The sequence below is a fragment of the Pseudoalteromonas sp. MIP2626 genome, assembly GCF_013414205.1.
In the GTDB taxonomy this organism is placed as follows: Bacteria; Pseudomonadota; Gammaproteobacteria; order Enterobacterales; family Alteromonadaceae; genus Pseudoalteromonas; species Pseudoalteromonas nigrifaciens.
Genome location: NZ_JAATTW010000001.1, coordinates 318281 through 338109 on the forward strand (window position 1 = coordinate 318281; position 19829 = coordinate 338109).

The 19829-nt window shown below is 40.1% G+C and carries 14 protein-coding genes; 6 read left to right on the forward strand and 8 right to left on the reverse strand.

All coding sequences use genetic code 11. The features are described 5' to 3' along the window. Positions 1-117: 117 nt before the first annotated feature. The 6 genes from HC000_RS01420 to HC000_RS01445 form a co-directional block, all read right to left on the reverse strand. Positions 118-3300 carry an amidohydrolase family protein gene (locus tag HC000_RS01420; protein ID WP_179806730.1) on the reverse strand — a complete coding sequence of 1061 codons (3183 nt, stop codon included), beginning with the start codon at positions 3298-3300 and terminating at the stop codon, positions 118-120. Positions 3301-3399: 99 nt separating this feature from the next. Then, entirely contained in the window at positions 3400-4224 is an 825-nt protein-coding gene (locus HC000_RS01425) for a M90 family metallopeptidase (protein ID WP_179806731.1), read from the reverse strand. A 58-nt stretch (positions 4225-4282) separates the two neighbouring features. Next, entirely contained in the window at positions 4283-7120 is a 2838-nt protein-coding gene (locus tag HC000_RS01430) for a two-component regulator propeller domain-containing protein (RefSeq protein ID WP_346010160.1), read from the reverse strand. Between the two features lie 187 nt (positions 7121-7307). Further along, on the reverse strand, positions 7308-7946 hold the full coding sequence (locus tag HC000_RS01435; protein WP_080516808.1) for a chloramphenicol acetyltransferase: 639 nt from the start codon (positions 7944-7946) through the stop codon (positions 7308-7310). 123 nt (positions 7947-8069) lie between these two features. Next, the gene (locus HC000_RS01440; RefSeq protein ID WP_089368020.1) at positions 8070-9110 is read right to left on the reverse strand and encodes a Glu/Leu/Phe/Val dehydrogenase; all 1041 of its coding nucleotides are present in this window, start codon (positions 9108-9110) and stop codon (positions 8070-8072) included. 622 nt (positions 9111-9732) lie between these two features. Continuing rightward, positions 9733-11259, reverse strand: coding sequence for a fumarate hydratase (locus tag HC000_RS01445; RefSeq protein ID WP_011327851.1), 1527 nt, complete (start codon positions 11257-11259; stop codon positions 9733-9735). 165 nt (positions 11260-11424) lie between these two features. Between HC000_RS01445 and pabB the strand changes: the two genes are divergently transcribed. The 3 genes from pabB (at position 11425) to HC000_RS01460 (ending at position 14834) form a co-directional block, all read left to right on the forward strand. After that, on the forward strand, positions 11425-12765 hold the full coding sequence (pabB, locus tag HC000_RS01450) for an aminodeoxychorismate synthase component I (RefSeq protein WP_089368018.1): 1341 nt from the start codon (positions 11425-11427) through the stop codon (positions 12763-12765). 16 nt (positions 12766-12781) lie between these two features. Then, positions 12782-13357, forward strand: a complete 576-nt coding sequence (locus tag HC000_RS01455; protein ID WP_011327849.1) for a CoA pyrophosphatase — start codon at positions 12782-12784, stop codon at positions 13355-13357. Between the two features lie 100 nt (positions 13358-13457). Further along, positions 13458-14834: an L-serine ammonia-lyase gene (locus tag HC000_RS01460; protein WP_011327848.1), complete on the forward strand. Its 1377-nt coding sequence runs from the start codon at positions 13458-13460 to the stop codon at positions 14832-14834. 115 nt (positions 14835-14949) lie between these two features. On the opposite strand, the gene cysB is transcribed toward HC000_RS01460, so the two are convergent. After that, the gene (gene cysB, locus HC000_RS01465; protein ID WP_011327847.1) at positions 14950-15927 is read right to left on the reverse strand and encodes an HTH-type transcriptional regulator CysB; all 978 of its coding nucleotides are present in this window, start codon (positions 15925-15927) and stop codon (positions 14950-14952) included. Between the two features lie 286 nt (positions 15928-16213). On the opposite strand from cysB, the gene HC000_RS01470 reads away from it, so the two are divergent. Then, complete coding sequence (locus HC000_RS01470) at positions 16214-16972, forward strand: hypothetical protein (protein ID WP_179806733.1); 759 nt, start codon at positions 16214-16216, stop codon at positions 16970-16972. A 76-nt stretch (positions 16973-17048) separates the two neighbouring features. On the opposite strand, the gene HC000_RS01475 is transcribed toward HC000_RS01470, so the two are convergent. After that, on the reverse strand, positions 17049-18341 hold the full coding sequence (locus HC000_RS01475) for an NCS2 family permease (protein WP_050754470.1): 1293 nt from the start codon (positions 18339-18341) through the stop codon (positions 17049-17051). A gap of 437 nt (positions 18342-18778) precedes the next feature. On the opposite strand from HC000_RS01475, the gene HC000_RS01480 reads away from it, so the two are divergent. Both HC000_RS01480 and HC000_RS01485 read left to right on the forward strand, forming a co-directional pair. Beyond that, positions 18779-19213, forward strand: a complete 435-nt coding sequence (locus HC000_RS01480) for a SulA-like leucine-rich domain-containing protein (protein ID WP_011327844.1) — start codon at positions 18779-18781, stop codon at positions 19211-19213. Positions 19214-19253: 40 nt separating this feature from the next. Then, positions 19254-19733: a YchJ family protein gene (locus tag HC000_RS01485; protein WP_179806734.1), complete on the forward strand. Its 480-nt coding sequence runs from the start codon at positions 19254-19256 to the stop codon at positions 19731-19733. Positions 19734-19829: the final 96 nt, after the last annotated feature.

Consider the following 19829-nt stretch of genomic DNA (forward strand, 5'->3'; position numbering starts at 1 on the left):
ATTTTAAAATAAACCGCGTTAAGCGGTTTTTTTATGCCTATAAAAAAGCGGCTAACTTAAAACTAAGTTAGCCGCTTTTAAATGTGTTATGGGTTATTTAAACTCTAACTTTAAATGCTATTTGTTGTTTTCAAAATAAAGTGGTTTACGCTGCTTTTTACCCACTTCAACCATAGTTGCGGCATTAAATAAGCGGCCGTTGATCATGGTGTAGTCAATTTTGTCTGAGTCGCGGATATTACTTAGCGGGTCGCCATCAATTACCATTAAATCAGCAAGTTTACCTACTTCAAGCGATCCGACGTTTTTATCTAGCCCTAAGTACTTAGCAGGATCAAGTGTTGAGGCCCTAATTGCTTCAAGTGGGGTCATACCACCTTGGGCAAACATCCACATTTCCCAGTGCGCACCTAAACCTTCACGTTGGCCATGCGCACCTAAGTTAACTAGCACACCTAAGTCTTGCAGCTCAGCAGCTACGCGGGCATTGTTAAAGTGGTTATAGTGATACTCAGGTGCTTTAACACGGCGCATTGAGCGTGGTAGTAATTGGTTTTTAGGTACAAATTTACTTAACCGTGGGTGATTCCACACATCCGTTTTATCGTACCAGTAATTTTCGCCCCAAATACCGCCATAGGCTACAACCAGCGTTGGCGTATAACCTACATCACTTTGTGACCACAGCTGTTTTATATCGTCGTAAATATGCTCTACTGGAATTGAATGCTCAATGCCTGTATGCCCATCTACTATCATACTTAAGTTATGCTGTAGTAATGAACCACCTTCAGGCACTACCATCATTTGCAGTTCACGCCCAGCCTCTATTACTTGCTGGCGTTGCTCGCGACGCGGTTGGTTGTACGATTTAACACTAAATGCACCGACCTTTTTTAAACGCTCTAAATGAAATTTAGCATCATCTAACGAGTCAATATGCGAGGTATACCCTGGCATATTGGCGCCATATAAAATCGTACCGGTAGAGAATATACGCGGGCCAACTATCATGCCTGCTTTTTGCATTTCGCTGGCGGTGAATATTTCAGAGGTATCGTTTGATGGATCGTGAATTGTGGTTACACCTAATGCAAGCCCTGCAAAGTTTTTCCAGTTTTGTTGTGGAATAATTTCATCACTTGCTTGCGAGCCATGCGCATGAGCATCGACTATCCCAGGCATAATCGTTTTGCCTGTTACATCAACTACTTTAGCACCTTTAGGAATGCTTATATCAGCGGCTGTACCAATGGCTTTTATATGCTTACCATCGGTGATAATCACGCCATTCTCAATCACTTTTTCACCATCCATAGTAATAATTTTAGCGCCAGTTAGGGCTATCATGCCCTTTGGCTCAGCCATTTTTTTACTAAAGCTAATGTTATCTCCACTTTTTACTTTAAAGTCTTTATCGTCAGCTTTGTTAATAGCAAACATACCCTCAAGGCTGGCATGGTAAAGCTCAGGGCCTAAGGTCCAATATAACTTATTGCTGTTAGCGCTCCAACTAATGCTTTCTCCCGCACGAACAGAGAGCTGCTCAATAGGAAATTGGTTGTCTGTGGGGCTAATATTAAGCGTTTTACCGCTTTCTACAAACGGTGTTACAAATACTTTAAAACGCTCCGCAAACGCAAGGTATTGGCCATCTGGCGATACTCTAAATTCGGTGGCATGCTCAGATTCGTAAAGCTTACGTACTTTTTTAGTATCAAGCTCAACTACACTAAGCGTTGGTTTTGGCCATGGGCTCATAATGTAAACCCGATCGTTAGCTGCACCAAACTGTGGCTGATAACCACTTTTTGAAATTAACTCACTTTTGCCACCTTTAGTGCTTACGCTGTAAACGCCTGGGTTTAGCGACCACTTAGGGTTTAAAATACTGCCACCAGTGGCTTTGCGATAAACCACTGTTTTACCGTCTGGGCTAAAGGTAGGCTCAACGTATTTACCCGGTTGCTCAGTTATAGTGTCGCCACGGCCACTGCTCGCAGAAACCACACGTACTTGGCCTTGCTCGTTATCGTCCCATGTGGCGTAAACTATTTTTTTGCCATCGCGCGAGTACTGCGGAAATAGCTCATAATGATCGGTTTGTTTGGTTAAGCGTTTAATTTTACCTGATTCTAAATCACGTTTATAAATGTGTCCTAACGCTTCAAAAATAGCCGTTTCACCATCTGGGCTAATTTGTACGTTACGCAGCATTTTTACATCAAATTCATCTGTATCGAGGTTTTGTGTAAAACGCACTGCTTTTTGAATTTTTTTAGTGGTTTGTACTTTAAAAGCAATGGTTTCTACCGATTTATCGCTAACATCGAGTTTATGTATTGTGCCACCAGCCCAAAATACCAGCTGTTGGTTATCTGGCGTCCAAGCAATCGTGGGGTAAACACCATGAATAGCCCAGGTTTCTTGCATATCACGCTCTAACTTATCGTAGAGTTTAGTATGCTCACCGCTAGTTAAGTCGTATAAATACAGGCTAGTTTGAAAGTCATCACGCTTTATATAAGCAAGCTTTTTACCATCGGGTGAGGGTGTTGGTCTTATTGCGCCACCCATGCCACTAATCACCGTTTCAATTTCGCCAGTTTCACGGTCGTAACGTTTTACTTTATAAATTCCCGCTACAGAGTCTTTTGAATAATGAAAGGTTTTACCAGGTGTTGCATCATGTGAAAAGTACACATAACGACCATCGGGCGAAAACATCGGCTCACCCAAGTCTTTTTGATCGTCAGCTCGCTTAGTAAGCTGTACTCCTTTGCCACCCGCTTTATGGTAAAGCCATACTTCGCCTGCCCCTAATGAGCGACTTGCGGTGAAGTGTTTACGGGCAACTAGGTAGTCGCCATCAGGACTCCATGCAGGGCTGTTTAATAAGCGAAAGGTTTCGTCGGTTACTGCACTTTGGTTTTCGCCGTTTAAATCCATAATCCAAATATTATCGCCGCCCCCTTGATCTGAGGTAAAAGCAATGTGTTTACCATTTGGGCTAAAGCGCGGTTGCATTTGCCATGCAATATCTGAGGTTAGTTGTGTGGCACTGCCACCACTTATTGGCATAGTATAAATATCGCCAAGTAAATCAAACACCAGTGTTTTACCATCAGGGCTAATATCTAAGTTCATCCATGTGCCTTGATCAACACTAATGGTGGCGTCTACAAATTGCCCTTTAGGTGAATCTACTTGCCATTTTGGCTCATCGTCTTGTTGGGCTTGTGCGTTGCCTAATGCCAATGACACAGATAAAGCTAGCACCGTTTGCAGCATTTTTTTCATGCAATTCTCACTTATTATTGTTGCTCTATGTAACTCTCTTACATGATTGCAACAAAAACGCCGACAAGTTGCCAGCGTTATAGGATGAAATGCCGTAAATTAATGCCAGACTATAGGGTCAAATTGATAATAGTCCACCAGCAAGCGATAAATTTCAGGGTCATATCGGCGCAGCTCTGCTGGTTTTTCTAAAAAGGTTTCGGTGATCACCGCAAAAAATTCAGCCTCATTAGTCGCACCATAACTATGAATAACATGCTCCATACTATAAGCAACATGACTTTTTAACTGATTAAAGGCACGACTAAATACGCGCCCCCATTCTTTATACTCGGCTGCAGTTTTAAGTAACGGCGTGCCGGTTGTTTTGCCGGTTTCTTGATCTAGCTGATGCGCGAATTCATGAAACACTAAGTTATGGCCATCACTGGGTAATCTATTTCCCTCTAGTACATCGTGCCAACTAAGTACTAGTGTACCTCCTGGCCACGACTCTCCAAGCCTAACTGCATTATGATAGCTAACTAAGCCAGCACTATCACGCGTTGACTGTGGTGCATAATAAGCACTTGGGTATAGGAGTATTTCTTTTACGTTTTTATACAAAGGCCAAGGCTTATTGAGCACTAGCAGGCAGGCATCTGCAGCAACTATTAACTTCATTGCGCCAGTTAGTTTTAAGCCATCGCACCCTACAAAGCGTTTTTCGCTTAAAAACCACATAATATGGCGCTCTAACTTTGCTCTATCGGCATCGGTCATTTTTTTATAAATAGGCATACAACGCAGTAAAATATCTTTTTGCTGCGAATTAAGCTCAAGAGTTTTATATTTACGTCGCCATAATCTATTTTGAATAGCAGGCCAACGCCAAAAAATAACCACAAAAATAATTAAGGTAACAATTAACAATCCATTTATCATGCTGATGCCTTCGCTCAATGTATACTCTCTATATGTGTGCAACTGAGGCACTTTTCAATTACATGATTTCGGTACGATTACGGCCACCGTTTTTTGCTTTGTATAATGCCTGATCGGCTCCTGATAACAGTCGGTCGTAATCGTCTATATTATTGGAGTCAGAAACACCAAAACTTACGGTTACTTGATGCAACCCTTCTGCAATTACTGAAAAATCGTTACTTGCAATATCCTCGCGTAATAGTTCACACATGAGCTTTGCTTCTGCTGCTGTTTTGTTAGGGAATACTAAGGTAAATTCCTCCCCGCCCCAGCGAGCTACTTGTTGCTCTCCTTCACAGCGCGATTTAAGCATTTTGGCTATTTCACAAATAACTTTATCACCAACAATGTGTGACCAGCCATCGTTCACTCGCTTAAAGTGATCTATATCCATGATAGCAATAGCTAATATTTTATTTTCCTGCTTATAAGTGGCAAAGTTTGCTGCTAACCAACTATCAAAAGCGCGCCGGTTAGGCATGTCAGTAAGTTGGTCGTGAGTAGCTTGATAAGCAAAGGCATTGGCTTGATCTTGAAGGTCTTGTGTTTGCTTCTCTACTCGTTTGGTTAGCTCTGCCTCTACTTTTTTATAATGATATAAGCGGTATTTATAAATAGCATATATAGTGACCAAAAAAGTAAAAAACAGTGTTAATTTAAAGCTCAGTTTTTGCCAATAATGCGCCTGAATTATAAAGCTAATTTTTTGCTCATTTTGCTGCCATTGCGTATTTGGATACCCGGCGCGCACCTTAAACGTATACTTACCTGCAGGTAAGTTGGTGTATTCTGCACCTGTCATGTGCTGGCGGTTTACCCACTCTTTATTAAAACCTTCTAACTGTGTTTGAAAACTTAAACGCTGCGGCATAATAAAACTCAAACCCGCATACTGAAAAGATAACCTAGAAACATTAGGCGGCAATAATACTGTTTCACCATCTAATGGGAGCGCTGTTGCTCTGCCGTTAACGCTAAAGCTCTCAATCATAGTAGGTAAGTCTACTTTAGTTGATGCTTGCAATAACTCAGGTTTTAGCGCGCTTACTCCTTTTGCAGTAGCAAACCAAATTGTGCCATCTTTATGCACTGTTGCTGATGGGGTCGAGCCACCATTAACTTGTGCGCTGAGCATGCCATCGCCCTCGTCATAAAGTTGGAATACAAGTGGAATATTTATATTTTTTTGTTTTTCATCTAGAACATGATTAACGTGCTGGCGATCAACCTGAATAACCCCGCGGTTACTCGATAACCAAAATGAATTTTTGTGGGCCACAATTTGAAATAACTTATCGACTGGCAGTCCTTGCTCACGCCCTAAAATAGCCATTTTCTCTGTACTATACTCATAGCGCATTAACCCACGATCTGTAGTAATCCATGTGTAGTCGTCATCAAAATAAAAACCAAACCCATACTCGGCAGCAAATTGCGCAGGAAAGCTTATGGCACTAAATTGCTCAGTTAGCATATTAAACACCACAACACCATTACCGGTGCCAACCCAAATGTTGCCTTTTTTGTCTTCACTAAGTGCTAAAACAAAACCGCTAGGCAGCTCTTTTTTATTGGTAAATTGTACTAATGAGCCATCTTTTTCAACTCGCGTTAACCCCATAGCAGAGCCAATCCATAACCGCTGTTTAGAGTCGAGTAATAGCCCTCTTACTTCGTTACTCCCAAGGCCATTACTACGATTTAAATAAGGTGTTATTTTATTATTACTGACCTTTAGTACACCCGATGTATAAGTGCCAATCCATACATCACCATCCTTGTCTTCTAGTAAGCTCAATACCGAATAGGGAGAACCTTCTTTAGTGCCTTCTATTTGAATTACATTATTATTTTTAATTTTGTTAAGGCCAGCACTACTCCCTACCCATAAACTACCATCGGAGTGCGATAATACTGTTCGCACATAATCCCCAGCTAAACCCCGCTTAGTAGTCCAGGCGGTAAATGGCGCTTCTCTTAATCTAAAAAGCCCCGCATTAGTGCCCACCCAAATACTGTTTTCTCTATCTTGTAATAAAGACAATATTCTATTAGCAGGGAGTCCGCCTTTCGCATCTAATTGCTCAAGCCCAGCCACACTGAGTCGAAAAATACCTTTATTAATAGTGCCAAACCATAAATCACCGTGGTTATCTTCTAATAAACTAGAAATAGACTCGACACTGAGCTGTGGATGGATGGCAGTAAATACTGCGTCTTTGAGAATATAAGCGCCGCGCTCACTGCCAATAATTAATTTCCCTTGGCGAGTAAGTAGTAGAGTATAAACTGCTGCATTGGGTAGCCCGTCATCGGCTGTTATTAAGCTTGCTTGCTGATCAACAATTTTATATAAACCATCGCTAGTAGCAGCCCAAATAACGCCATTGGCATCTTCAAGCACACGATAGGCGCTAACATTATGAACAATGGCCTGATCGTGTTTACTATTAGCCCCGCGGTAAAATACGCCATCGTTTTCTAATGCCAGCCAAAACCCGTCATCGTTACTTTTAATTATGTGATTAACCATAGCTGAGGCACTCGGCTGAGTATTCCACTGTCTATATTGATATAAGCTGATACCACCTCTTGCACCGGCTATTAATAAGCCGCCGTCATCGGTAGGAGTAAGTGCACGAAGCCCTGAGTCGGGAATATTATTTATTTCAGCGCGAGTAAATAGTTTAAATTCTTGGCCATTAAAGCGCGCTAAACCCTCCCATGTTGCTATCCATAAATAACCGTCTTGAGTTTGCGCTAAGCTATTAATACTATTGTGAGGCAGGCCTGAGCGGGTATTCCATGTTTCAAAAAAATAATCACTTAGAGGTAAACGAGCTTGTGACTGCACCTGACACGTGAACATGACGAAAAATACACATAAAATCCCTAAATGCTTCATCACTGCGACCTTTATAATTATTATTGATTAATTAGTATTACCCACCAAATTTAAAGCAATCCTAAGTGATTAAAAACCAACCAAAACCAGCTAAACTAAGAAAATACTACCACAGCCTGCAGTAGCATTTCATTAACTAATCTTTACAAAAGTTATCAAATGTATCTTGTAAAATGTTTATAAACTTTGCCACGTGTAAACCATCCATTAAAGAGTGATGTACATCAATGGCTAAGGGCATAGTTTGCTGCTGTTTATTAAGCTGACCAAATACAAATTTAGGGATCCCTAAACATTTCCCTTCACTAAACGCATGCGAAAAAGCACTAAAATTTAGCCAAGGTAACACCGAAATATGAATTAAGTCGGCCTGCCCTTCGGTTTGTGCAAAGGCGTCAGAAAATAAAGGCTGCGATTTAGCATTAAAACTAACTGCGCTGGCATGCACGGCAAACTCAGTAAAGTTGGCCTTATCACTAAAGTAACTAAACCTGAACGAGTCATCTGCTGCCAGCTCAACCACACTAGCGCGGGTGTTACTTAGTAACCATGGCTTATCATTAATAATACGCAGCATAATTGGCGGGTACGCATGGCACGCTTTAAGTGTGGCATAAGTATAGGCCTGAAAAAAAGACAGCTGATGCGCTTTACAGTAATTATATAAGGCCTTCGCGTTTAGCTGTACACACACATTAAAGTAAGGTTGAGAAAAGTGTTTAAACAACTCAAAATGTTGTTTACGGGGCCAGCTATCAAAATCAATAGGCTGCATAGAAACAGGCGAAGAAGACATAGATAAATAAACACATAAAATAAAAAATTAAGTTTAACGTATAAACAAAAAAAAGGCGTGCAATTGCACGCCCTAATATTTACGGTTAACTTATTTAGCCGATTAAAGACCGTTTTTAAGGATCTCTTGTGCAAGCTCATCAGCAATTAAATGCGTAGATTTTTGCTCTTTTTCACTACGCGCAAAAATTTCAGTTAGGGTATCAAAAATACCTTCAACATGTTTATTTGACGCAGCAGCACTGTACCCTTCTGGTAGCGTTTCATAATAAACATTAATAATACCACCGGCGTTAATTACGTAATCTGGTGCATATAAAATACCTTTCTCACGAATAATTTCACCATGGCGCGATTGTGCCAACTGGTTATTGGCACAGCCTGCAATTATAGTAGCTTTAAGGCGCGGTATAGTTGCATCGTTTATAGTTGCACCTAGTGCACAAGGTGCGTACACGTCTACGTCTAAATCGTAAATTTCGTCAATGCCAACGGCTGTAGCACCAAATTCATTAACAACACGGTCAATTGCTGCTTGGTTAATATCAGTAACATATAGCTCAGCGCCTGCCTCTGACAAATGCTTACATAAAGTATAAGCAACTGTCCCTAACCCTTGTACTGCTACTTTAATACCAGCAAAGTTTTGATGACCACGCTGATGGTTTAATGCCGCTTTTATACCTAAAAACGTACCGTATGCTGTAAATGGTGATGGGTTACCACTTTTGCCTTCAAGGCCAAGTACATAACTGGTTTCTTTGTTCATCATTGCAACATCGTCGCAGTTGATATTTACATCTTCAGCTGAATAGTAGCTGCCGTTTAATCGCTCTAATTGACGACCAAAAGCACGGAATAATTGCTCAGATTTAATTTCTTTAGCATTACCAATAATCACAGATTTACCGCCACCAAATGGCAAGCGCGCAACTGCATTTTTATAGGTCATGCCTTTGGATAAACGCAGCACGTCGTAAACTGCATCTTCATCATTTGCATAATCCCACATTCTACATCCGCCCACTGCCGGACCTAGGTTAGTATTATGTACCGCAATGATTGCTTTTAAACCCGACTCTTTATCAGTACAAAAAACCACTTGTTCATGGTTATCAAATTCAACTTGATTAAACACAACCACTTTTAATACTCCGAAATAGTTACCCTTAAAGGGTATGCATGCATGAAATTGCCGAGACTTTATCACTTCGGATAACGCTTCGCTATACCATGAGAGGATAAACCCAAGCGCAAAACGGTATTGAATTAAATAACCAAATAAAAGCAATAAAGCACATAAAAAACACTAAAAAGTAGCGTATTTAAGTTTTAAATGCTAAAAACAACAAATACCACAAAGTTTACGCTTACGTGAACGTAACACACCAAGTAACTGTAAAGTTTAAATTACACGCAAGCATAATATGCAAACGCTTATGCTGCACAGGCTTGCCTTAAAAGGTGTTGGTTTAGGAGAACTGGTCAGAGCTGTTTACTCTTTTGCTAAGCAAATTAAATTACGGGCAATAGAACAGGTTATTTAACCTGAACTCTGGTTAAGAGATTTACTAACGTATTGAATCATAGTTATATTTATCTTTATTTTCTCTAGCCAGAGATTTTCAGTGAATTCAACGCAGTTAGCGCTGAAAATAGCTGTTTGAGATAGGTTTATTATCCAGAGATCAGGTTATTTAGTTTAAGTTAAACAAAAAGCGAGCACTGGGCTCGCTTTGTATATTTAGTAAATTAAGTAAGTTAAGTTACTTTAGCTTACTATCTAGCTCTTCAATTTTAGCTTTCCAAATTGCAGGGCCTTGCGTATGCGCATTAGCGCCTTCGCTATCAACAGCGACTGTTACTGGCATATCTTCTACTTCAAACTCGTAGATGGCTTCCATACCTAAATCTTCAAAAGCAACAACACGTGCTTTTTTAATTGCTTTAGATACCAAATACGCCGCGCCGCCAACTGCCATTAAGTACACTGACTTATGCTGCTTAATAGACTCAACCGTAGCAGGACCACGCTCTGCTTTACCTATCATGCCTACAATGCCGGTTTTTTCTAGCATCATATCGGTAAATTTATCCATACGCGTAGCCGTTGTCGGACCCGCAGGGCCCACTGCTTCGTCACGTACAGCATCTACTGGGCCTACGTAATAAATAAATTTATTATCGAAGTCTACGCCTTTAGGTAAACCTTCGCCTGAGTTGATCATGTCTTGCAAACGCTTATGCGCGGCATCTCGACCCGTTAAAATAGTACCCGAAAGTAAAACAGTTTCACCCATTTTCCATTCTTGCACATCTTTTTTGGTCAAGGTATTTAAATCAACACGACGTGTGCCTTCGCCCACTTCAAAGGTTACTTGTGGCCAATCTTCTAACTTAGGTGCTTTTAGGTTTGCTGGGCCTGAACCATCAAGGGTAAAGTGTACGTGGCGAGTAGCCGCACAGTTAGGGATCATCACGACCGGTTTTGACGCTGCATGCGTTGGTGCTGTTTTAATTTTAACATCAACAACCGTTGTTAAACCGCCTAAGCCTTGTGCGCCAATACCTAATTTATTAGCGCGTTCAAATATTTCTAAACGTAGCTTTTCTTCTGTGGTTTCTGCACCGCGTTCCATTAATTCATGAATATCTACCGGATCCATTAACGACTCTTTAGCCATTACTGCCGCTTTTTCAGCCGTACCACCAATACCTATACCTAGCATGCCAGGCGGACACCAGCCTGCGCCCATTGTAGGTAGCGTTTTTTCTACCCATTCTGCCACATCGTCAGATGGGTTTAACATAACCATTTTACTTTTGTTTTCAGAGCCGCCGCCTTTAGCCGCTACCATTACTTCAACCTTACCGCCCGCTACTAAATCTATATGTACAACTGAAGGGGTATTGTCTTTGGTGTTTTTACGAGTACCTGCAGGGTCTGCAACAATAGAGGCGCGCAGCGGGTTGTCTGGATTTAAGTATGCACGGCGTGTGCCTTCATCAACCATTTGTTGAACGGTTAAATCGGTTTTATCCCAGTTAACATCCATACCTACTTTAACAAAACAGGTAATAATACCTGTGTCTTGGCAAAGCGGACGCTTGCCCTCAGCCGACATACGCGAGTTAATTAGAATTTGTGCGATGGCATCTTTTGCTGCTTTACTTTGTTCTTTGTTATAGGCTTTTTCAAGCGCTTGAACAAAATCAAGGGGATGATAGAAGGAAATATACTGCAAAGCATCTTCAATGCTATCTATAAAGTCTTGCTGACGGATTGTACTCATAGTGGTTCCTTAAGTTACCGTTACGCGGTGTCGCGTAAGCTATATCAAACCGGTGACGGTGGTTTGCACTGTTTTTAATTTGGGAAGCAACTAAACGCTGCCAAAAAAATTTGACTTATGATACCCTCCTCGCCCGTTTCGAGCCAGTTCTTAAAGGGGTAGTAAATGCTAAACAATAAAAATAATTGTATAAAATTAGCCATAACACAAAGCTGTATTGATGTATTTGCGCATTTTGCCCACTTGCCTTATGCCATTTTACTCGATTCGGCCAATAGTGAGCATGTAGACAGTCGTTTTGATATTATTGCCATCGAGCCCAAAAGCACACTGGAAGTACAAAACAACCTCAGTATTTTAAATAACCAACCCGATGCAAGAAGCTGCTTTGAAATAATGAACAGCGAACTGCTAAAACTTAATAACAACAAAGCGGCCAACAACCTACCCTTTAGTGGTGGCTGGCTGGGTTATTTGGGTTATGACTTAGGCCGCACACTTGAAAACCTCCCAAGTAGCGCTATAAACGATATAGACTTGCCACAAATGGCCGTTGGCTTGTACTTAGATGCACTCATATACGATAAACAACAAAACAGTTGGTTTTATATTGCCCAGCCTAAGGTTAATCGCTTAGCACTTTATCAGCAGTATTTAGCACAACCTGCCATTATGCCTAGCTTTGCACTTAAAACGGCGTGGCAATCTAATATGAGCCGCGCTGATTATGCGCAAAAATTTGCCGTAATTGAAGATTATTTAAAAACAGGCGATTGCTATCAAATAAATTTAGCACAGCGTTTTAGTGCCCAATATGAAGGCTCGCCTTGGGCTGCCTACGTTAAATTAACAGCAGCGAATAAAGCGCCGTTTTCTAGCTTTATAAACCATCCGCAAGGCGCAATTTTGTCTATTTCTCCGGAGCGTTTTATATTAGTAAGCGATAACCAAGTGCAAACTAAGCCGATTAAAGGCACGTTACCGCGAAAAGCGGATCCGCAGCAAGACGCCCAACAAGCACAATTATTGGCAAACTCTGCCAAAGATCGCGCCGAAAATGTAATGATTGTTGATTTATTACGAAACGATTTAGGTAAAGTAGCCAAACCAGGATCGGTTCAGGTGCCCTCGTTATTTGCTATTGAGAGCTTTCCGGCGGTGCATCATTTAGTTAGTACCGTTACAGCTACATTGGCAGAGGGTAAAACGGCGGTTGATCAACTCGCTGCAGCATTTCCTGGGGGCTCGATTACTGGCGCGCCTAAAGTGAGAGCAATGGAGATTATTGAAGAACTTGAACCGCATCGTCGCAGTATTTATTGTGGTTCAATAGGCTATTTAAGTGCTTGTGGTAACATGGATACCAGCATTACTATTCGTACTTTAGTATGCCACGCTCAACAAATACACTGCTGGGCCGGTGGTGGCATAGTAGCTGATTCTAAAGTTGCATTGGAATATCAAGAAACATACGATAAAGTAAATAAAATACTTCCATTATTATAAATAACAGTAGGTCGCTTTGAATAGTGAACACATTATAGCGCGGTTTCAGTTAAGCCCTACGGCAGCGCCAGATCAAGGAATAGATACCCCTAAAAAGCGTGCCAGCGCAGTCATGTTGCCGCTTATTGATGTAGATGATCATGCGCATATTTTACTGTGTAAGCGCCCTATTTATTTGCACCATCATCCCGGTGAAATTTGCTTGCCCGGTGGTAAGTTTGAAGCAAGTGATATTACGCTTCGCACTACTGCCCTGCGTGAACTACATGAAGAGCTAAATATTACGCCCAGTAATGTTAAAGTATTTGGCCAATTACCTTTGTACTCAACACTCACCGGCTTTAACATTAGCCCTTTTGTTGGCATGCTTAATAAACACACTATTTGGGAGAACGATCATAATGAGGTACAAGCTAGTTTTTTATTACCACTGCGTGATTTAACTAACGAGGCTAATTGGCAGCCCCTGCCTTTTCAGCGTTTTGGTAAAACCATTATTTTATATGGTTACAATACCCCACATGGTTTACTTTGGGGTGCAACTGCAAGCATCATTAAAAACTTTACAAAACAACTCGCCTTACCAGTTTAAATGTTCTTGATTAATGGTTACATAGTCACAATTTAGCGTTACTATACACGACCGTTCAAAAAAGCAGCCTAGTGCTGAGTAAACACAGAAGAGACACATTATGATAAGTGCATTTGATATGTTTAGTATTGGTATTGGCCCTTCTTCGTCACATACCGTTGGCCCAATGCGCGCATCTCGTTTATTTGTTAATGACCTACAAGAAAAACAATTATTAGCAAACGTTACCGACATTAAAGTAGAGCTATATGGATCGTTAGGCCAAACTGGTATTGGCCACGGCTCGGGTAAAGCAGTAATACTTGGCCTTGCTGGGTATGATCCTGAAACCATCGACGCCGATTTGGTTGATACTATTTTAGCCACAATTGAAAAAGAACAAGTTATTTATTTAAATCAAACGCATAAGGCTAAATTCCCAAAGCAAGGGGCTATTGTTTTTCACCGTCGTAAAACGCTACCTAAGCACTCTAATGCAATGGAAATTATTGCCTCTAATAATGGCGAGAAGGTTTATAGCCAAATTTATTACTCAATTGGCGGTGGCTTTATTGTTACCGATCAAGATTTTGAAAACGAAAAACAAGCAGCGCTTGATATTCGTGAAGAAAACCCTGCACCTTTTCCGTTTGGTAGCGCACAAGAATTACTGGAAATGTGTAAAGAGTCGGGTTTCAGTGTATCTACTTTAATGATGCATAACGAAAAAACACTACGCAGCGAAAACGACATTAAAGACGAGTTATTTAATATTTGGCAGGTAATGAAAGCCTGTATTGAGCGTGGTATGCGTACCGAAGGGATTTTACCAGGCGGTTTAAAAGTAAAACGTCGTGCTCCTAATTTACATTTAAAACTTAATGTTGAAGTAAGTAACGACCCCCTACGTGCTATGGATTGGGTCGACTTATTTGCTTTAGCTGTAAATGAAGAAAACGCCGCAGGCGGCCGTGTTGTAACCGCGCCTACCAATGGCGCAGCGGGTATTTTACCAGCAGTACTTATGTATTATCATACTTTTATAAAAGAAGTCGATCGCGATATAGTTACGCGTTATTTATTAACCGCCGCCGCTATCGGTATTTTATATAAAAAGAACGCCTCTATTTCGGGTGCCGAAGTAGGTTGCCAAGGTGAAGTGGGCGTGGCTTGCTCAATGGCTGCAGGCGCACTTACCGAAATTGTAGGTGGTAATGTAGTGCAAGTAGAAAATGCCGCCGAAATTGGCATGGAGCATAACTTAGGGCTTACGTGTGACCCAGTTGGTGGCTTAGTGCAAGTACCGTGTATTGAACGCAACGCCATGGGCGCGATAAAAGCAATTAATGCGTCACGCCTTGCAATTCGTGGTAGTGGTGAGCAAAAAGTATCACTCGATAAAGTGATTAAAACTATGCTCGAAACCGGTAACGATATGAAAACTAAATATAAAGAAACCGCTCGTGGTGGTTTAGCCGTTAATATAATTGAGTGTTAACACACTTAATTATAATTAAAAAAGGCGCCTGTTTAAAAACAGGCGCCTTTTTTATTAGTAACTTTAATATAGATAGCTAAATACTAAACACCTAAAATACTCGACACTAAAACAATTATTTAACTGGCAATTCTATATCAGCAAATAACTTATCAACATCCTCTTGGTTGCGTAATAAGTTAGCACGCTCTACTCGCTCTTTTGTTAAGTGTGGTGCAAAGCGTTCAATAAAGTCATACATATAAGTGCGTAAAAAACTGCCTTTTCTAAAACCAATTTTAGTGGTACTCGCTTCAAATAAATGGCTGGCATCAATACACACTAAATCTGTATCACTGACCTGGTCAATCGCCATTGACGCAACCACTCCAACACCTAATCCTAAGCGTACATACGTTTTAATAACGTCGGCATCGGTGGCGGTAAATACTATGTGCGGCTCAAGCCCATGGGCACTAAATGCTTTATCTAGTTCTGAGCGGCCAGTAAAGCCAAATACATAAGTAATAAGCGGATATTTTGCAATATCAGCCACGGTTATACTATTGGCTTTTTTAGCTAATGGGTGGTCTTTTGCCACCACAATACTACGGTTCCAATGATAACAAGGCAGCATAACAAGGTCTGAATATAAGTGTAGCGCTTCTGTTGCAATAGCAAAGTCGGCATCGCCACGTGCAGCTGCATCTGATATTTGCTGCGGTGTACCTTGGTGCATATGAAGTGACACTGCGGGGTATTTTTTCATAAACCCTTTAATAACATTCGGCAATGCGTAACGTGCTTGGGTATGAGTAGTGGCAATATTAAGCTTACCTTGATCAGGTAAAGTATGCTCATGAGCAACCGCTTTAATACCTTCCACTTTTGAGAGGATTTCGCGCGATATATTAATGACTTCTTCACCGGCACTCGTTACATGCGTTAAATGTTTACCACTGCGACCAAAAATTTGAATACCTAACTCATCTTCAAGCATGCGCACTTGCTTAGAAATACCTGGTTGTGAGGTAAATAAACTTTCAGCTGTTGCTGAGACATTTAATTTATGATTTTGAACTTCTACAATATATCTAAGTTGTTGTAATTTCATAGCTATGTATTTTCGTTATTATTCGTTTTTGAGGGGGTAAATACTTTATCTTTAAAAACTGACCACCCGACAAATGGTAGGTTTTAATTGATAATATCGTATTTAATAAATATAGGCTTAGGCTAGCACAATAAATATACTTCAGATAGCAATGATTATCATATAAAGCATTAAGATTTAAACGCTTTCTTAGCCTGCTTTTATAGTTAATTAGCGCAAAGTTTTCCTGTTCTTATATATTTAATGTAAGATTGAGCAATTAGGTTTAGAACCCGAGAACTGTAACATGATCGTCTCTATTATAATTATACTCATTGTTGCTCTTATTGTGATTGCGCTTTGGGTAAGTGCGGTGCAACAGCATAAAGAAAAACAAGAAGCTGATCGCCGTAAAGAACTAACCAAACAAAAAGCTATCATTGAGGAAACCGAGGAAGCGTTAATGAATAACGCTAATATCCCGTTTTCAGATAACACACTTCGTGTTTTACAGCGTCGTAATCATGATGCGCTTAGTACCATGGTATCGCTTTCACCTGGTTCTAAAATATTAAAAAACCGTTTAAATGAAGCGAAAGAGCGTTTAAACAACCCAGTTCAAGGAAGCAATAGCGAATCGCTTTCACTGCCAAGTAACGATAAGCAATTGGTATCGCTAATACAGGGCATAAAAAAATTACGTATTATTCTACGCTCTGAGCACAATAAAGGTAACCTCGATAGCCAACTATTTGTAATTGAAGACAAACGAATGGAAAAACTGCAGTTACAAATAAATATTGAAAGCCAAATTAAACGTGGTTTATCGGCGCGCTCTGCAGGCATGGTAGGTTCAGCTAGGCAGTATTTTGAAAAAGCCCATGCTTCACTCAGTGCGGTATCGTATAGCGATCCATATGTAACTGCTAAATACCAAGAAGTAGAAGGCTACTTAGAAGCTATTAGTGTTGAGTTAAGAGCATCTAATGCCAGTGCACTTAAAAAGAAAACTGAGCAAGAGCAAGATGACCTAGACATATTATTTGCTCCGAAAAAGAAATGGTAAATTGGCACTAAAATTTATAAAAAAAGCCCATACAATTTTGTATGGGCTTTTTTTTATTGATAGATAAATAAGTTTTTTAAGATAAAAATGCAAACTTAACAATAAACAATGCCGTTAAAATCCACACACTAATACTTACTTGATCCTTTTTACCGCATAACACTTTAACCGCGGTGTAAGAAATAAACCCAAGCGCAATACCATGAGCAATAGAAAATGTCAGCGGGGTCATTAATAACACCACACTAACAGGAATGGCATCTGTCATGTCGTCCCAGTTTACAAACTTTAAGTTTTGTAGCATAAGTACCGAAACATATAAAATAGCACCGGCAGTAGCATAGGCTGGCACCATTTGCGCTAGTGGCGCAAAAAACATCATCAATAAAAAACAAATACCCACAACAACGGCTGTTAAGCCTGTGCGTCCTCCTACAGAAACACCAGCCACCGACTCTATATAAGATGTAGTAGTAGATGTACCTAACATTGCACCGGCAATAGTTGCAGTGCTATCAGCACTAAGGGCGCGCCCTAAACGTGGCATATTGCCTTTTTCATCTGCAAGCCCTGCTTTTTGCGTGACCGCAACTAAGGTGCCCGAGGTATCAAATAAATCTACAAATAAAAATGCAAAAATAACACTCAACATTGAAAGCTCAAATGCAGCACTAAAATCAAGTTGCATAAAAGTTGGTAAAATTGACGGCGGCATAGACATAACCCCCTGATATTCAACCAAACCAAAAGCCAGAGCAATACCAGTTACTAGTAAAATACTAATTAACACACCACTTTTAAAGTCGCGATATAACAATGCCGCAATCACAAAAAAACTTAAAATAGCAAGTAATGGCCCAGGCGCAGTAATATCACCTAGCTGTACTAAGGTTGCTGGGCTAGATACTATGATCCCTGCACTTTTAAGCGCAATTAGCGCTAAAAAAGCACCAATACCGGTCGCTATTGCTTGTTTAAGCACCAGTGGAATGGCATTAATAATCCACTCTCGTACTTTAAATAAGCTTAAAAATAAAAATATACAACCCGACATAAACACAGCACCTAATGCCGCTTCCCAGGTATAACCCATTCCTAAAACAACGCCATAGGTAAAAAAAGCATTTAATCCCATACCTGGTGCTAACGCTAACGGATAATTGGCCCATAGGCCCATAATAAAACAGCCTATTGCAGCTGCAATACATGTAGCTACAAACGCAGCGCCTTGATCCATTCCTGCTTGGGCAAGCATTGCTGGGTTAACAAAAACAATATAAACCATAGTAATAAAAGTAGTCATACCGGCAACACATTCACGTTGTACTGAGGAATCATTTGCGCGGATTTTAAATAAGGCTTCGAGCATAACAAACTTAAGGTAGTAAAAAGTGGCGAGATTTTAGCATAAAAATAGCGAAATACCGGACATTTTACCTTGTTATGCATTAAGTTATTGAAGTAGCTGAAATAATAAATATGACACGGTAATACGTATGTACTTTAGGTTTTAAAAATAATAATTACCGTGCTTACATGCTAAATAATTAGTTTTACTTTAACGTAAATAATAGAGCATAAAGCACTGTATAGGTGTTATTCGCCGCATAATTTTAGTAAAAAATATAAAGTACAAATCTAAAATATTAACGCTCTGTTTTTAATAGTTATTTTTGTTTTTTTATCCGTGTGAAAATTTAAAACTGAATGACTGTACAAATAATTAGCAAAAAAACACTTGCACCATAACACTGTATAAACTACTGTATACAGGTACTGTATAAAAACCCAGTGAGTGAGAGATTTATGTTACAGCCTATTACCGTAAGAACCGTTAAAAGTTATCAGCAAGACGATAAAAGTGATTGTGTGAATTTAATTCAAATTGAAGATGAAATTTCAGCAACCTTTGAATTGCTTAAAGTATTACACCAATACAATAGCTTAAATGCATGGACACTGCTGATTGCACCTGACCATGTACCAAGTAAAGCTTTACTTGATTCATGCTCCATTGATACCAGCAAATTACTGGTGATCAGGCAAAAACATTTAGTAAACTTAGAATATGTACTTAGCTCGGCGCTACACAACGGAAACTTTGCTGCGGTTATTACCTGGACCGATATTATTAATGATCAACAGCTGACACAGCTATCATTAAATTTAAGCACTACAAATACTAAGCTTTACTGTTTTACTAAAAATACTCACAACCTTGAGATACCACTGACTCAATAAGCTTGTTAAACTCGTGTTTTAAACACTTTATATTAGTATTATGACCTCATTAACGACTTCTCCTTGCTTTTGTGGCAGCCAGCAAAACTATGCTGACTGCTGTGAACCACTTCATTTAGCATCAAAAATAGCTGAAACACCTGAGCAACTTATGCGTGCTCGCTACAGTGCATATGTACTTAAAAATGCAACTTATGTTTATCAAACTTATGCAAGTGAAAAGCAGGCAGAAAACCCTGTAAAAGAGATTAAAGACTTTGCAGATAGCTGCCGCTTTATAAAGCTAACCGTTATCGACACTGAGCACGATGCAAGCGAAGGCTTTGTAACATTTAAAGTAAATTACTTTTACCAAAACCTATATTGCGAGTTGCACGAAAAGTCGTTGTTTATTAAACAAGATGGGCAGTGGCGCTACCTTGAAGGCACACTATTTCCGGTAGCCGATATTAAAATAAGCAGAAATGATAACTGTCCTTGCCAAAGTGGCAAAAAATATAAAAAGTGTCATAGCATATAACAAACTGCAACTAACTGTGCGGTGAGTAAAGTAGGTAATTACAGGCAACTAAACCTTAAATACAAATAGCCATACCTAGCAATCGCTGTTATGAAG

Bases quoted from the DNA above. Each gene is read 5' to 3' on its own strand.
- HC000_RS01470 (WP_179806733.1), top strand. From the start codon at position 16,214: ATGATCGTCTCTATTATAATTATACTCATTGTTGCTCTTATTGTGATT.
- HC000_RS01425 (WP_179806731.1), bottom strand. From the start codon at position 4,224: ATGATAAATGGATTGTTAATTGTTACCTTAATTATTTTTGTGGTTATT.
- HC000_RS01420 (WP_179806730.1), bottom strand. From the start codon at position 3,300: ATGAAAAAAATGCTGCAAACGGTGCTAGCTTTATCTGTGTCATTGGCA.
- HC000_RS01435 (WP_080516808.1), bottom strand. From the start codon at position 7,946: ATGCAGCCTATTGATTTTGATAGCTGGCCCCGTAAACAACATTTTGAG.
- cysB (WP_011327847.1), bottom strand. From the start codon at position 15,927: ATGAAATTACAACAACTTAGATATATTGTAGAAGTTCAAAATCATAAA.
- HC000_RS01460 (WP_011327848.1), top strand. From the start codon at position 13,458: ATGATAAGTGCATTTGATATGTTTAGTATTGGTATTGGCCCTTCTTCG.
- HC000_RS01480 (WP_011327844.1), top strand. From the start codon at position 18,779: ATGTTACAGCCTATTACCGTAAGAACCGTTAAAAGTTATCAGCAAGAC.
- pabB (WP_089368018.1), top strand. From the start codon at position 11,425: ATGCTAAACAATAAAAATAATTGTATAAAATTAGCCATAACACAAAGC.
- HC000_RS01445 (WP_011327851.1), bottom strand. From the start codon at position 11,259: ATGAGTACAATCCGTCAGCAAGACTTTATAGATAGCATTGAAGATGCT.
- HC000_RS01475 (WP_050754470.1), bottom strand. From the start codon at position 18,341: ATGCTCGAAGCCTTATTTAAAATCCGCGCAAATGATTCCTCAGTACAA.
- HC000_RS01485 (WP_179806734.1), top strand. From the start codon at position 19,254: ATGACCTCATTAACGACTTCTCCTTGCTTTTGTGGCAGCCAGCAAAAC.